The organism is Flavobacterium sp. HSC-61S13, from assembly GCF_024171535.1.
GTDB lineage: Bacteria > Bacteroidota > Bacteroidia > Flavobacteriales > Flavobacteriaceae > Flavobacterium.
Genome location: NZ_JALJZV010000001.1, coordinates 464,012 through 479,039, shown reverse-complemented (window position 1 = coordinate 479,039; position 15,028 = coordinate 464,012). Strand labels below are relative to the sequence as shown.

At 34.7% G+C, this 15,028-nt stretch carries 12 protein-coding genes; 3 read left to right on the top strand and 9 right to left on the bottom strand.

Annotated elements, in window-relative coordinates:
* The 9 genes from L1275_RS02040 to L1275_RS02000 form a co-directional block, all read right to left on the bottom strand.
* Complete coding sequence (locus tag L1275_RS02040; protein WP_253469185.1) at positions 1 to 1,473, bottom strand: SusD/RagB family nutrient-binding outer membrane lipoprotein; 1,473 nt, start codon at positions 1,471 to 1,473, stop codon at positions 1 to 3.
* An 11-nt stretch (positions 1,474 to 1,484) separates the two neighbouring features.
* Positions 1,485 to 4,652 (bottom strand): SusC/RagA family TonB-linked outer membrane protein, encoded by a 3,168-nt coding sequence (locus tag L1275_RS02035; RefSeq protein WP_253469183.1) that lies wholly within the window; start codon positions 4,650 to 4,652, stop codon positions 1,485 to 1,487.
* Between the two features lie 587 nt (positions 4,653 to 5,239).
* A complete protein-coding gene (locus L1275_RS02030; protein ID WP_219291584.1) occupies positions 5,240 to 5,431 on the bottom strand; it encodes a cold-shock protein in 192 nt (63 codons plus the stop codon).
* Positions 5,432 to 5,670: 239 nt separating this feature from the next.
* Positions 5,671 to 6,306: a LysE family translocator gene (locus L1275_RS02025; RefSeq protein ID WP_253469181.1), complete on the bottom strand. Its 636-nt coding sequence runs from the start codon at positions 6,304 to 6,306 to the stop codon at positions 5,671 to 5,673.
* Positions 6,307 to 6,405: 99 nt separating this feature from the next.
* Positions 6,406 to 7,860, bottom strand: a complete 1,455-nt coding sequence (locus L1275_RS02020) for an aldehyde dehydrogenase family protein (protein WP_253469179.1) — start codon at positions 7,858 to 7,860, stop codon at positions 6,406 to 6,408.
* A gap of 77 nt (positions 7,861 to 7,937) precedes the next feature.
* Positions 7,938 to 8,843: an AraC family transcriptional regulator gene (locus tag L1275_RS02015; RefSeq protein WP_253469177.1), complete on the bottom strand. Its 906-nt coding sequence runs from the start codon at positions 8,841 to 8,843 to the stop codon at positions 7,938 to 7,940.
* A gap of 201 nt (positions 8,844 to 9,044) precedes the next feature.
* Positions 9,045 to 9,512, bottom strand: a complete 468-nt coding sequence (locus L1275_RS02010; RefSeq protein WP_253469175.1) for a peroxiredoxin — start codon at positions 9,510 to 9,512, stop codon at positions 9,045 to 9,047.
* A gap of 131 nt (positions 9,513 to 9,643) precedes the next feature.
* A complete protein-coding gene (locus L1275_RS02005; protein WP_253469174.1) occupies positions 9,644 to 10,648 on the bottom strand; it encodes a helix-turn-helix transcriptional regulator in 1,005 nt (334 codons plus the stop codon).
* A 3-nt stretch (positions 10,649 to 10,651) separates the two neighbouring features.
* Positions 10,652 to 11,638: a helix-turn-helix transcriptional regulator gene (locus L1275_RS02000; RefSeq protein WP_253469172.1), complete on the bottom strand. Its 987-nt coding sequence runs from the start codon at positions 11,636 to 11,638 to the stop codon at positions 10,652 to 10,654.
* A 917-nt stretch (positions 11,639 to 12,555) separates the two neighbouring features.
* Between L1275_RS02000 and epsC the strand changes: the two genes are divergently transcribed.
* The 3 genes from epsC to L1275_RS01985 all read left to right on the top strand — a co-directional run bounded on the left by epsC (position 12,556) and on the right by L1275_RS01985 (position 15,026).
* Positions 12,556 to 13,383 carry a serine O-acetyltransferase EpsC gene (gene epsC / locus L1275_RS01995; protein WP_253469170.1) on the top strand — a complete coding sequence of 276 codons (828 nt, stop codon included), beginning with the start codon at positions 12,556 to 12,558 and terminating at the stop codon, positions 13,381 to 13,383.
* Positions 13,384 to 13,390: 7 nt separating this feature from the next.
* Positions 13,391 to 14,329, top strand: coding sequence for a cysteine synthase A (cysK, locus tag L1275_RS01990; RefSeq protein ID WP_253469168.1), 939 nt, complete (start codon positions 13,391 to 13,393; stop codon positions 14,327 to 14,329).
* 253 nt (positions 14,330 to 14,582) lie between these two features.
* Positions 14,583 to 15,026, top strand: coding sequence for a GNAT family N-acetyltransferase (locus tag L1275_RS01985; protein ID WP_253469166.1), 444 nt, complete (start codon positions 14,583 to 14,585; stop codon positions 15,024 to 15,026).
* Positions 15,027 to 15,028 lie beyond the last annotated feature (2 nt).

Genomic DNA, 15,028 nt, shown 5'->3' with positions numbered 1-15,028 from the left:
TTATTTTAACCACCAGCTTACACCCCTGATATTATCAGAACCGTTAAATTGACGGTCTAAGGCTTGTTGTAAATTAGCTTGATTTCTATTGTATTCGGAACTCGGGTATTGCCATCTGGTGGGAGCTGTAATTCCCTGTTGTATTTTTAACTCTGGATAACCGGTACGCAAATAATCATAATAAGCGGTCATACCGGCTTGATGAAACATAATCAAGTATTTCTGAGTTAGTATTTGTTGCAATTGAGAGTTTAAATCACCCGATTTATACTGAACTGTTGCTTGCGCAGTATAGGTTTGGTAGTTTTCGAGTGTATAATACTGTGCCTGATTTTTTGCATATTGGGCATAATAGTCAAAATTAGCTTTGATTCCCTTCAAATATAATGTTTCTGCACTAGTTGCTATCCAGCCTCTTGCCGCAGCTTCTGCCAAAATAAATTGAAGTTCCGAATAACTGAGTATCACGTTAGTTTCCGCAGTAGGGTCTTGATAATAACGACTCTTGACTTTGGAGATATTTTTACTTTGCACCAGTTTTTCGTTTTCCGCATAAGGTACAGTTGGATCACCACCATTATAAGCGGTAAAATCACTTTCTGCTAAGCCTTGCTCCAAAGCCATTGCTGTTCGTTGTGCAAAAGTGAACAATCTCGGATCTTTTAATTCCTTTAGTAAATTGATAAAAGTACTAGACATATACATACTAGACCCATAAGAACTCGAGTTGAATTGTGGATATCTACTGCCCGCTTGATCAAAAAAAGTGATTTGACCGTTATCTGCATTGCTTTCCATCAATCCCCCATTTTGGTAGATTTCATTAAAGCGCTGTGCCACATCAATGCCACCGATCTTTTGTTTTTTAGACAAACTTATCAATACTTTTAATTTATAGGACGCGATTAACTTTTTCCATTGTTGTAGGTTTCCATTATAAATAATATCCCCCTTAAGTGAAGTATCTAACTTTAGGGTGTTCGAGGCTTTTTCCAGCTCGTCTAAAATGCCAACAAAAACGGTTTCCTGTTCGTCATATTTGGGGAATTGAATAGCGCCTTCTCCCTGTAAAGCTTCTGAATAAGGAATATCTCCAAAAGTCATTGTCAAGTCATAAAACAAGTGCGCTTTTAAAAAATGGCCAATAGCCAGATATTCTCCCTTACCTGTTCGAGTGGCCTCATCCATCATCTTTTTGTTTTGCGATAAATCTTTGTATCGGTCAAAGCCCATGCTTCCCCATTTAAAATACTGATACGCGCTCTCACCATCCGTTTGTATAATCATACGTGTAGCATACTCTTTATCGATATTCTGTAGTGAAAAGGCACTCTTTTCGACTTTTGTCAATAATAAATAAGGATCAGCGTCTTTAATTTTGTTGGGATCTTCATTGAGTTGATCCAAATCTTGACAACCCGCAACGGAAAGAGCCAGAAGGAATCCGAATATCACTTTAATATGTTTTTTCATAAATTTAATAATTAGAATTTGACATTTAATCCCACTCCAATCCAACGTGTAGAAGGATCTTGGATATCGTTAACATTTGCAGTATCATAATCTGGATCGGAATACAATCCTTTTGATTTTTTCCACATCAATAAATTGTATCCCGTCAAGGAAGCAGATAATTGACTGATCTTTTTGGAGTTAATCATCGGTGTAAAGTCATAGGATAAACTGATTGTCCTAAGTTTGAAATAAGTTCTATCAAATACGTTCGCAAAGAGCTTGCTTTCCTTTTCGGTAACTCGAGCGCGATAAGGATAATTCTGTGCCCAACTTTGCCAACTAATCGCTGATGTATGTTCTTTAAAAACACGGTTATCACTAACCACATTTCCTTGTACGTCGGTAACCAATTCTCCAGAAATAACATTCACCCCACTAGGAACAAATACCGCTTTTCCGGTTGAATATTCTTCATCTCTATAACGAACAGACTCCGGATGCTTTCCTCCCCACCACATTTTTTCTACAACTTCAGAACGCATTACACCTCCCCAAATACCGTCTATCCCGATATTCAAATTCCAATTTTTATATTTTACACTGTTATTCCAACCCAAGGTCCATTTTGGATCACCATGACCTAAATAAGTGGCTTGTTTGTTAGCAGTCGGCATACCGGTTTTTTCATCTAAAATTACTTGCCCTTCAGGTGATTTCATCCATTCTGTACCATAGTAGGAATCCACCCGGTCATTCAACCTTAGGTTTCCAAATTTATCGGCGTTTTCGTGTATTTTTGTCAATCGTTTCGTTCTGGTACTCCAGTTAACTGAAGAATTCCATTGGAGATCATCGTTCTTAACGAGTATCCCTGATAAGGATACTTCCCAACCGTTTGTAGTATACTCGTTACCGTTAACTTTCATATTATTGAAACCAGAAGCTTCAGATACCGGATAATCAATGATGAAATTAGAATCGATTCCTCGGTAATAGGTTAAATCGACATTTAATCGCTTTTTATATAATGAACTAGACAAACCGAGTTCGTAGGTTTTTGATTTTTCAGGAAGTAAAAACGGGTTTAAAATCGCATTCGGGTATTCCACCATTTGATTGCCATTAAAAGACGGATTCACTGGGGAATATGCGGACTGTAACTGGTAAGGAGTTAAATCACTCGAAACATTAGCCCAAGAACTGTATAATTTTAAATAATCGATTTGTTGCGGCATCTCGATTAGATTAGACAATACAACACTCAAAGACGTTGAAGGATAAAAATAGGATCTGTTGCTCTTAGATAAAGCAGATGACCAATCGTTTCTAGCAGCGAAACTTAAAAAAAAGGCATTGTACAAATCAAACTCTACAGTTCCATACACACTATTCACGGCTTTTTTCTCGATATAATTTGTTGCAGTAACCGGCCCTGTTGAATTTCCTAAATTATGAATTCCTGGCACGGTCAGACCATCTGTTGCAGCATAGGCATTGGTCAATCGGTAGTAACGCGATGAGGCTCCAGTGTTTACATTGATCGCAAAATTAGTTGTGATGTCCTTAGTATACATCGCAAGAAAATCATAGTCGATATCCAAACGATCGTTACTGTCTAAACTAAATCCCCCTTCTCTAGAAGCACTATAATTAAAATAGGATTTAGGACTTTGCAGTTCGGTATTATTATTCGTAGAAATCATCGAAACCCGACCTTGTAATACCAAATCTTCTGTAGCCTTATAATTTAAACTAAGCTGTCCGTTGATCACATCTTTGTTCCAAATTCGCTTAAAATTCTCAGTCCCGAAATAAGGATTGTTGTACCAAGCATAATTATAATTTGCCTGTCTATATCCCTCCATGCCTGGAACCCATAAATTGTTTTTTAAATCACGTCCGTTAACATCGTCTCCCATCCAAATCAGAATAGTATACATGTGTCCGCTTGGATTATAGTCGTAATTAGGTACATTAGGCGAATGTATACGACTGTATGCAAGTTTAGAATCTAAGGTCAACTTATCGTTGATATACGTTGTTGATTTAAAGTTTAAACTACCTTTATACATACTTGTATTGGGGATACGATCTTTGTTATAAGTAAAATCTCCGCCTATTCTATAGGAACCCTTAGCACCTTTGTTGGTTACAGCAAAATTGGTACGTGATATAATCCCTGTTTCCATAAAATCTTTAAGATTATCATGGTATTCCCAAGCAATCGGAACTCTTTCAAAACGCGATCTATCGTTATACTGGGTTCCTTCAACATTACCATACCACGGAATAACATTTCCTGTTTGTTTATCGCGGATGGGGCTGTTCCATTGCGCAATTTCTACCCCTGGCTTGAACTTCGGACCCCAAATCATATCTCCATCACTAATCCCTCCATCTTTTCCATCCCAAAACTCATATTTCCCATCGGAACCACTTCCGTATTCATTTTGTGTTTTTGGAAAAAGGGTATATCCTGCACTTACCATAGTATTTTGGGATACCACAACCTCTACACCTTCAACCTTGGCATTTTTTGTGGTAATCATAATGGCACCATTTCGCCCCAATGAACCATATAAAACAGCCGCACTCGTTCCTTTTAGTACGTTGATGTTTTCGATATCCTGAGGTGAAACGTCGTAGAAATCTGTTGTAACTGGAGTACCATCAATTACGATAAGAGGATTTTTTCCTCTCAATGAAAACTTAGGAGATTGCAGCATTCCTGGTGGATTAGAAACTTGTAGACCGGCCACTTGACCGCTTAACAAACTCCCCATATTAGCCGTAGCTACCTCCTGAACTCTTTTTACATCAATGCTCTGAGTCGCATAACCAATTTTTTTCTCTGCTTTAGTGATTCCTAATGCAGTAATAACCACTTCATCTAAAGAGGATTGTTCTTGCACCAAATTAAAAGTAAAAACGCTGGTTTTATTGACCGTAATTTCACTCGATCTATACCCAATAAATGAAGCGATAATCACATCTTTATCGTCCACCTCTAAGGTGAATTTCCCATCTAAATCAGTAGTTGTTCCCGTATTTTCCCCTTTAATAACAACGGATGCTCCTGGTAATTGAATACCAGTTTCATCGAGTACTAGTCCGGTAATACTGCGCTTAGCTTGTGCAAAAGCAGTAGTAATACACATTAGAAAAATGATATTACAAAGTAGTAATTTTTGCCTCATGATTAGTTTATAATTTTTATAGGGCAAAGATTCTTATTTTGTAAGGCTAGGCTGTTACCAGAAAAACAAGAAAGAGTTCGTTAATTTTAACTTAAGATTATCAATCAAGTCCCCTATAAATAATAAGTTAACATAGACGTTTATACTCATACCAATACGCGAGCTCGGGCGTTTTTATACTGATGATAAAGAGTATCGACTACAAATTAGACACTAAGCACAAGTAGGCCCTTAGTCAAAACACCTAAAAAAAGAATGTGATTTATGATCGTAGATAGCATTCGCTTGACTACACGAGTCCTCTTTCTAGATTAGTAGTCTTGTTTTCAATATTTTGAAATTCCGTATTTGTATTATGAGAGGGCTGAATTTACTTTAACTATGACGAACCTTATCCCGATTAACAACAAGAGATAATACGTGCTGGATTATTTAGTATGACATTATAAAAGCAAAAAAATATAATCTAACTAACGAAAGTTATACGTATAAAAAAACCACTAACATCTTATAGTAGCTAGTGGTTATTTGTTTTTTAAATCCTTATGTACTTAAGTATCAAAAGAACTTTAAAGAAGGGTAATAAATTAAGCGCGTCTAACTTGAACTGCAGTCAATCCTTTTTTTCCTTCTTCAACTTCAAAAACTACTTCATCATCTTCACGAATACTTTCTAATAGACCTGTACTGTGAACAAAAATATCTTGTGATGAACCATCTTCTTTAATAAATCCAAAACCTTTGGCTTCGTTAAAAAACTTTACTGTACCTTTTTTCATGCTTTTTATTTAAATGTTATACTAACAAATATAAATAGAGATTATGTAATATCAAGTGTTTTGTTAATTTTTTATTTAAATATTTTATTTGTATTTATTTACTTTCATTTTCATTATCTCATTTTAGAGATTTTAAGTTTCAGATTGTCGCATATAAAACATCTTTATTTTACTAATTCAGATAAATTTATCTCGATTTGATTCGTGATTCGTATCCTCAACTTACGACTCACGACAATTCACCGAACTTTGGTAAAAGCCATTTTGATAGCTATTCCAGCAAAAACACTTGCTATCAACCATTTATGTGCCTTTCGAAATAAGGGTTTGACAGTAAAAAAAGTGATGATTTTAGCAGCAGAAATAATAACAACAGCATTGACTGAAAAACTGACAAAAATCTGAACAAATCCAAGTTCTAAACTTTGAATTACGATGGAGCCGTATTGTGGTTTGATAAACTGTGTAAAAAACGACATATAAAACACCGCTGTCTTTGGATTGAGTAGATTGGTAAAAAAACCTATTTTAAATAATTTTTTAGAGGAGTCCATTTTTAATGAGCCATTAGATTGAAAAAGTTTTTCATCTTTACGCCTTAACGTTTTATAAATCAAAACCAAGAGATAGACAATACCCGTCGATTTTATAAGCATATACGCATATGGAACTGTATGGAGTACAGCTGTCAATCCAAAAGATACTAATGCGATATGGAATAAGAAACCACAAACCACGCCAATTAGGGATACAAAACCAGCTTTTTGTCCTTGTGTTAGGGTTCTGGAAATTAAATAGATCATATTAGGTCCCGGACTTATTGCCATGACCAATGCGGCTAACGCAAAGATCAAGATTTCATCAGCTGGTATCATAGATAGGTTATAAAAATGGCGACCATTTATCGCATTGAAAATAAATTAAAATTATTGATGGGCACAAACGCCATGGATCTATTTTACTGCAAGGAGTTATTAGATGGATTTTACCTGAGTATAAGCTTTTATCACTTCCTCGGCAAATTCACCATTAAATCCAGATAATTTAAAACGCCCATTAGGGTTAGCGGTATTGATTTCAAAATAGGAATTAATCCAAATCAACTCTGTTTTAACCAATGTGGAGACCTTATTGGCCAAACCAACATCTTTAGTCCAAATGGATAGGGCCGAACTACTCCCCGCTTGATTCGCTTTTAAAATGGCATCTTGCTGATCTGTAAATGCAATTAAACAACCTATGGGTCCCTCAACCATAGTTTTGTATATGGGCATATTGGTTTTGACATTAGTCAAAATGCAAGGTTGTATAAAATAACCGTTTGTAAACGAATCAGCAACTGCATCATTCACCATCGTTGCACCTGATTGTACGGCCGTTGTGAGCTGTTTACTAACTTTATTTAGCTGTAATTTAGATAATAGTGGTCCCAATTGAGTTGCCGGATCAAATGGATCGCCGACGCGTATTGCTGTCAGTTTTTGTTTGATCATTTGCAGAGCGTCATCGTAAATACTCTGTTGCACGAGTATTTGTGAACCGCCAATACTCAGTTGTCCCGTGCTGGAAGTAAAGCCTGCCATAGCACTGTTTATGGATTGTTCGAGATCCGCATTTTCAAATATCATAAATTGCGATTTGCCTGCGAAATTAATTGGCACACCTTGCTTATATCTTATTTGAGAGGACGACAACCAGGCTTTACCTGTAAGCACAGCGCCACTTAATGATATTTTATTCAGATCAGGATTGGCATTTATCGCATTACCAGCTGTTGTATCAAAACCTGTTAAGATATTAATAACACCTTTGGGAAGTTCAGTCGCTACGATCAATTCAGCCAAACGTAAAGCACTTAAGGGGGTGTATTTTGACACTTTCAGCACCACGGTATTTCCAGTCGAAATTGCAGCAGCAATTTTTGCACCAATACTAATAAGAGGACCGTGGTGTGATATATTGCTACCAATGACCCCTATGGGCTCTCTTAATACATTGCTTTTACTGCTAAGTTTGGTAATCCATCCCGCAAAATATCGGAATATTTCTATGGTATAGGCTACGTGATATTTGCTGGTTGCTAGAGGCATACCGTTGTCAAGTGTTTCAATCGTTGCCATTTCTTCTGAATGTTGCTCGAGTATCGCAGCAATCTTAAACAGATAGTCTGCGCGCTGATGAACGGTAATTTTGGACCATTTGGGGTCACGGAGTACTTTTTTAGCGGCTTTTACCGCTAAATCAACATCATATTTATCTGCTTGGGCAATTTTGGCTAAAACGGTTTCGTTTGCGGGATTTATGGTTCTAAAAACTTTTTGAGATTGAGCGGGAATCCATTCTCCTCCGATAAATAATTTTTTGGGTTGATTTAATAAAAAACTGATGGCATCTGGATGGATATTTTTTCTGTCTGAAGCAATTGCCATAAGGCTATATTTAAAATTCGCCCAAATTTTAATATTAATAGCCAACAGTAAAAATACAAATCAATTAGAAATGTATATCAATCAAAGAAAAAATGTGCTTTTCTATAAGCTACGGGAGTCCACCCTGTTTGTTTTTTAAAAAAACGATTAAAATAAGTGACGTATTCAAAACCCAAGCAACTGGCAATTTCGACAACAGTCCAATCGGTTGTACTCAGTAATATTTCAGCCTCATTACTCAAGCGTTCGGAGATCATTTGAGTAGTTGTCTTGTCAAAAATAGCACGAACAGCGGCATTGAGATGATTGATATGTATCGTTAAATGCTGCGCATACATGCTTGGATTACGCAAGCTGATGACCTGACGTGGTGACAAAATCGGAAATTGATTTTCCATAGCTTGCTTAAAGAGAAAAGCAATACGACTAGAGCCGCTATAAAGCTTACTAAATGTTTGATTTCTGATACTTAAAGTATAATGAATCATAATGCATAAATAATTTTGCAATAATTCAAATTTATAAAGATAATCGGAGCTTAAATCCAGCATCATTTGTTCGAACATTTGGCTTATAAAATCCAATTGTAATCCTGTGAGATCGTATAATGGAATCTCTTCCGTGTCAAACAACAGCGCTTTAGATATCAGGGTATCTTTAAAGTATTTATTGATAAAAGATTGGTTGAAAAGACAAACATATCCACTTTGACTGCAGTTATTCGTATGTACTGAAAAGGGCAATAATGGATTTGAAATAAACAATACCGGTCGTTGGACCGTAATCTGCTTATTTAAGAAAACAAAATTAATCGGCGATTTGATTAAACTGATAATAAAAAAATTTCTTCTTTGAAAAGGCATGTTAACGATAGGCTGATCCCAATCAATTCTATGGGTTTCTATATGTTCTTTTCGTTCTTTTAGATTAAAATCTCTTTTACAATCATCTCGCATATCAAAACAAAATGGACTGTTTTTCATTGTTCGAGCTTTTGAAAAAAAACTAATTAAATATTCAAAGTGCTAAATATCTAAAATTCAATCGAAAAGGAAAATATTTTTAACTAAAAAATAAGTCGTTTAAAGGAATTGTTTTATAAATTAGTGTTAATTAAAGAAGAAATCGCAGTAAAGCTTACTGTAAACTAAGATTAATTAAATGAGGTAAAAACATGGAATTGGTTATTGGGTCTGGGCGTTGGATTGTAGAAATTTCAATACCTTTTTTAGATGCGATTTCCCACTAAATAAATTGCGGTATTTAAATAATATTATTCCGGTTTGATCCAATATAAAAGTTTCTCTCCCAGTTAAAAACAACCAATTTTTAACACCAAAAAGGTTTAAAACCACGCTATGAGGGTCACTGAGTAGTGTCATTCCCAAACGTTGATTTTGGCTAAAGTTTTGGTGACTTTCTACAGTTCCTGAATTAATACCGATAACACGAGCACCATATACAGCCAATTCACTATAAGCATCACGAAACGCACAAGCCTGTTGGGTACATACCAAACTATCGTCTTTGGGATAAAAGAATAGCACCAACTTTTTGTCGATTAGTTCTTCTTCCAAATTAAAAACTTTACCGTTTTGATCGCTTAGTGCGAAATTAGGTACTCGATCTCCAATATTCAGTGGTGCTTTCATAAAATTTAGGTTGTTTTGTTGATTGGGTCGTCACTTCTCTACTAATGCAAAATAAAAATTATGAATGTGATCTTATCAAGACACAAAAATAAATTAAGAAGAAATGCAAAACAACTGTAAAAGACTCGTTTTTATTCCTCTTTTTTTATAAATATTACACTGGGTAAATAACCGAAATTATTTTTAAATATCATGGTGAAATAAGTTGTTTTACTGTAACCTAATTCTAAAGCGATATCGTTGATGTATTTATAATGACCACTTGACAACAACTCCCTAGATAATTCTAATTTTCGATCTTTAAAATACGAAGCAGGGCTCATACCGTAGATAATCTTATATAACTTATTGTATTTTGAAGCAGACATATTCGCGATTCGCGATAATTCATCTATACCTGGAAAAGGATGATACAAATTTGAAATTAAAAAATCCTGACTCCTATTTATGGCCTCTACATCTTTTTCATAAGTTACTTTAGCAGTTGAAACTTCACTAGCTCTCTCAAAAAAATAAGCGAGTAAGTTGTAAACGGTACTTTTAATTTTTAAATCGTAATTAGGTCCTTTTATCGACTGTTTTTTCAAGCTAAACAACTCAATTTTACTTCTACTGTCAATGTGTTTATAGAAAAAAACTTTCTTTTTATTGCGATCAAAAACACCTTTAAACTGCTGATTTAGATCGATTTTTTTCAGACTCTCAGCTACTAATTTTTTGTCGATAAAAATACGCAATGAATAAATACAACTGTGTTCATCAGCAACATAGGTACTGCTGATATGACTGTCTAAAACACCCAAACCAAACTTAGAACGATCCCCTATTTCAAAATTATGCTTGTTAATTCTGTGCTTATTTAAAGTGTCACTCAAATCAAAGTAAATGATCCAAAAGTCATCTTCAGACGCCAAGCGTGTAAACTCGATGGGAGTATTTATAACAGCATCTATCAATAAAACAGATAATCCGGGAATAATTTCCGTAAAAAAACAATTGCCGGATGCCATTTTTTTATCAAACTCCATGATGGACGGATTATTGAGAATTGTAGCTCCAAGTTCATCTACAAACTTTTGTCGCCATTGTGGTGAAAGACTAAAAGTATGTTTAAATTTTATGGTTGAATTTGCCATGAATTACAGTAAATTTTGATATTCTTTAGGAAATACGCCATAGGTCTCTTTAAAGCGTTTGGCTAAATAGGAAATACTTGAATACTTCAGTCTTTCTGAAACCTCTCCTATGGTATATTGTCCGGTAGCCAGTAGTTCTTTAGCGCGCTGTAACTTATTGGTTTGGAAGTATAATCCTGGACTTAAACCGGTAATTTTGGTAAAAAGAATTTTGTATTTTGAAGTCGACATCAGTAATTGAGCTGCTAAAATATCTACTCCAGGAAAATCTCCTTCAATGGAATCCAATAAAAAAAGTTTGGATTTTAATATCGACCTAAAATCCTCATTTATGGCTTTTCCAATTACAATTTTATTAAAATTTAGTTGCGTCAAATATTCCGAAATCAAAGCATACACAAGTCCTTTAAAATGAAATTCATAAAAGGAATTGTCGCGTGATACTTTCCGGAAGGTATCGATTAGCAAAGACGATTTAGGAGACATTCTATCCAACCGAACTATGGTGTTTTTCTCTAGATTAAACATGTCCTCGCTGATAAAAGCCATCTCTGGTAGATTTTTTATATAAGTTTTTAGGAGTTCTCTATTGATAAAAATACAAATCGTAAATGCTTTAGTTCCCTTTCTAATGTTGTATTTTAAACCCAAACTGCTATCTGCAATCGAAAAATTGTAGTTGAGGATTCCCAATTTATTGTGTTCCTGATCGTCCACGCTGAAGTCAATATCGCGCTCGTCAGCACTGTAAAAATATAAACCGACAAACTTGGCTTGCTCATTGGTATACTTGAAGTGAACATCCTCCTTGTATAAAGTATCTTCCAGCATAGCTGTGATATTATCTTCTATTGGGAGTACATAGTGAATACCTTCGTATGTGGAATTATTACCCTTTATAAAATTATTATCTACAATACCACCAATGGCTTGTGACAATACTTCGATCCAATTCAGATCGGCTCTGTAAAATGGTTCAATAACAGTCATGATAGATGCAGGTTTTAAATAAAAGAAATAGCCGCAAATAAATTGAATCAATCACTCACTAAAATATTTAAAGAAATTTAATGAGAATCAAGTGTAATCTTACTCACAAATATATAAATTATGGGTCATATATTTAAAATATTAGCACTAGTTATGATAATATTAATAAATATTTATAATTAGAAAATGATCTTATAGTATTTTTTGAAGATTATGGTATATATCATTTTTTTGATCCTAATTCCAAAACAGTTTTGCAAAAAAAAACCTGTAAATTTCTTTACAGGTTTCCTTTTTCATAGCAAATTTACATATCTGATCGATTTATTTTCTAGCCCCATATGGAAAAGGACTGTATTGAAAAAAATAAAATCAAAAAATAAAATATTTTAATACTTCAAAAAAGACCAACAAAACAACAAAACCAAATTTTCCCTATAAGTAGCCAGCTCAAGAAAAACTTAAAAATAAAAAAGTCTAATTTTCCGTTTATATATAAAACATTTTGATTGCTCTTCATAAACTTGAGAACAAATTTAGCTTAGTTTTCTGTGTTTACAAGCACCGAACCCCATATTTAACAAAGTAGGTCCTTTTGAGATAAAAAATGTTAAAATACTTTTACAAAGCAATTTTATTGAAATAAATAAATCAGTGATAATACTGCTCTATCGGTGAATTTTATTTTGCAAAAAACGATATTTTAGTACATTTTTTTACCAATTATTAAAAAAATATTAAAAATGGGTAATCTGTGATTTCCTGTAAATAAACAAAGTATATTTACATTATAAACATATTAAATTTACTCAATCGCAATAGATTTAGTACAACAGTGCTGGTTCTGTTATCGCTTAGCAACAAAGATACAGTTCTTTTTGCTATTTTTAGAATGTGTAAATAACCACAAAAAAAACATGAAAGATCCCTTTATTCAGACTTTATTAGAGAGCAATCGTAGTTCAGCAAGTTTTTTAGACAAATTGCGCATCGAGAGTTTTACCGATGTATTGTTTCGCTTTTTATTTCAACTCGAAGATAAAAAATACCTTTCCGAGGAAGCTATTGAAATACGGTTAAATAGTCTAAAAAGCGAATTCACCACCATTTTATTTCATTCCTTTCACGATGCTTCACAAGTACAAGTGATCGTAGATCAGTTTTTTGAAGCATTACCCCATATTTATTTTAAGCTTCTCAGTGATGCGAATGCCATTTTGGACAATGATCCTGCGGCAACGTGTTTGCAAGAGATATTGATATCCTATCCCGGTTTTTATGCCATTTCTATTTATCGATTTGCGCATCAGTTGCACTTACAGCAAGTCAAATTAATTCCTCGTATTTGGACCGAGTTTGCACATAATAAAACTGGAATAGACATACATCCAGCAGCGACCATAGGAAATTCATTTTTTATTGACCACGGTACAGGAATCGTTATTGGAGAAACAACGACTATTGGAAATCACGTCAAATTGTATCAAGGGGTTACTCTCGGTGCCATTTCAGTATCAAAAGATAAAGCACATCTGAGGCGCCATCCCTCCATTGAAGATCATGTAGTGATCTATTCAGGGGCCACAATTCTCGGAGGAGACACCGTTGTAGGACATAATAGCGTAATCGGTGGTAACGTATGGTTGACAAAAAGTGTTAAACCGCATTCTATTATTTACAATAAAAGTAAAATATATACCAAGGACAAAGAAATTATTCCAGAACCTATTAACTTTATAATATAGAAATATCATGAAAGTAAATACCATTTTAGACACTATAGGTCATACACCTCATGTCAAGATTAATAAATTATTTCCCGCAGATATTCAGGTTTGGATAAAACTGGAAAAGAGTAATCCCGGAGGAAGCTTGAAAGATCGTATTGCACTTGCAATGATTGAAGATGCTGAAAACAGGGGTTTGATCAATAAGGATACTACGATTATTGAACCCACCTCAGGAAATACGGGCGTTGGCTTGGCTATGGTATGTGCTGTTAAAGGATATAAATTGATACTGGTTATGCCGGAATCCATGAGTATGGAAAGAAGAAAATTGATGTCGGCTTACGGCGCACAATTTGTACTTACACCAAAGGAATTAGGCACAACCGGATCTGTAAATAAAGCCATTGACTTGGCTGCAAAAACGGAAAACTCCTGGGTTCCGCAACAATTTAATAATGCTGCCAATCCAGCCATACATAGAAAAACAACGGCTCAAGAAATTTTAGAAGCCTTTCCAGAAGGCTTGGATTATTTGATTACTGGTGTAGGAACAGGTGGACATATCACAGGAGTTGCAGAAGTTTTAAAAACGGCCTTTCCTGCTATTAAAGTTTATGCTGTAGAACCGGAATTGTCGGCCGTTTTAAGCGGTGGTCAAGCAGGTCCTCACCCACTTCAAGGTATCGGAGCAGGTTTTGTTCCTCAAATACTAAAAACCGAATTATTTGATGGAATCATAAAAGTAGGTAAAGAGGAGGCTTTTAAATTTACGCAACGCATAGCGAAAGAAGAAGGTATACTAGCCGGAATCTCAACGGGTGCCTCTCTAGCAGCCATACACAAAACCTTAGGGGATATTCCTAAGGGGTCCAAAGTGCTTACATTTAATTATGATACGGGCGAACGCTATTGGTCTATAGCTGATTTATTTGATGAAAACAGTGCCGAAATCAAACTATAAAGTTAAAAAAACCAGAGGTTAACCTCTGGTTTTTTGTTAACAAAAAAGACTAAAACATATTTTTTTTGCGGTTTTTAAATATAATATTCTTATATTTGCTTATATTTTTATTTAAACCAGCTGATTTAGTAAAAAACAGCTTCTGATATTTTCTTTGTTTTTAGCCCTGGCTAATCCCCTTTCTCACCTTACTTTATTTTTCAAAGATTGTATTCGCTGTATTTTTTTTTACGATCAGCAAAAAAAAGATTACATGATTCAAATCAACAAAAAATCACCCGAACATCTACCGTCAGAAAATGAATTACAAAGCTATATCGCTTTTTTATATCAGCATTTAGAACAATACGGCGATGAAAAAGTAGATATTGAAAAAGCTTTGAATTACGCTTTAGCCAAAGAAGATAAACCGGGAGGTTTTATTCTAATTGCTAAAAAAAGCACGGATGCTATCGCAGGTATTGTCGTGATTTTAGATACTAAAATGGACGGATTTATCCCCGAACACATACTGGTCTATATCGCAACGGATCAATTGCTGCGAGGACAAGGCATCGGTAAGAGATTAATGGAGGAAGCCATCAAACAAACCAGCGGTTCTATTGCCCTACATGTTGAAGCACAAAATCCCGCTAAAAAGTTATATGAAAAATTGGGCTTTGAAAACAAATATTTAGAAATGCGTTTAAAGAAATAATC

Bases quoted from the DNA above. Each gene is read 5' to 3' on its own strand.
- L1275_RS02015 (WP_253469177.1), bottom strand. From the start codon at position 8,843: ATGAAAAACAGTCCATTTTGTTTTGATATGCGAGATGATTGTAAAAGA.
- L1275_RS01985 (WP_253469166.1), top strand. From the start codon at position 14,583: ATGATTCAAATCAACAAAAAATCACCCGAACATCTACCGTCAGAAAAT.
- L1275_RS02030 (WP_219291584.1), bottom strand. From the start codon at position 5,431: ATGAAAAAAGGTACAGTAAAGTTTTTTAACGAAGCCAAAGGTTTTGGA.
- L1275_RS02020 (WP_253469179.1), bottom strand. From the start codon at position 7,860: ATGGCAATTGCTTCAGACAGAAAAAATATCCATCCAGATGCCATCAGT.
- L1275_RS02035 (WP_253469183.1), bottom strand. From the start codon at position 4,652: ATGAGGCAAAAATTACTACTTTGTAATATCATTTTTCTAATGTGTATT.
- L1275_RS02025 (WP_253469181.1), bottom strand. From the start codon at position 6,306: ATGATACCAGCTGATGAAATCTTGATCTTTGCGTTAGCCGCATTGGTC.
- L1275_RS02005 (WP_253469174.1), bottom strand. From the start codon at position 10,648: ATGGCAAATTCAACCATAAAATTTAAACATACTTTTAGTCTTTCACCA.
- cysK (WP_253469168.1), top strand. From the start codon at position 13,391: ATGAAAGTAAATACCATTTTAGACACTATAGGTCATACACCTCATGTC.
- L1275_RS02000 (WP_253469172.1), bottom strand. From the start codon at position 11,638: ATGACTGTTATTGAACCATTTTACAGAGCCGATCTGAATTGGATCGAA.
- L1275_RS02040 (WP_253469185.1), bottom strand. From the start codon at position 1,473: ATGAAAAAACATATTAAAGTGATATTCGGATTCCTTCTGGCTCTTTCC.
- epsC (WP_253469170.1), top strand. From the start codon at position 12,556: ATGAAAGATCCCTTTATTCAGACTTTATTAGAGAGCAATCGTAGTTCA.
- L1275_RS02010 (WP_253469175.1), bottom strand. From the start codon at position 9,512: ATGAAAGCACCACTGAATATTGGAGATCGAGTACCTAATTTCGCACTA.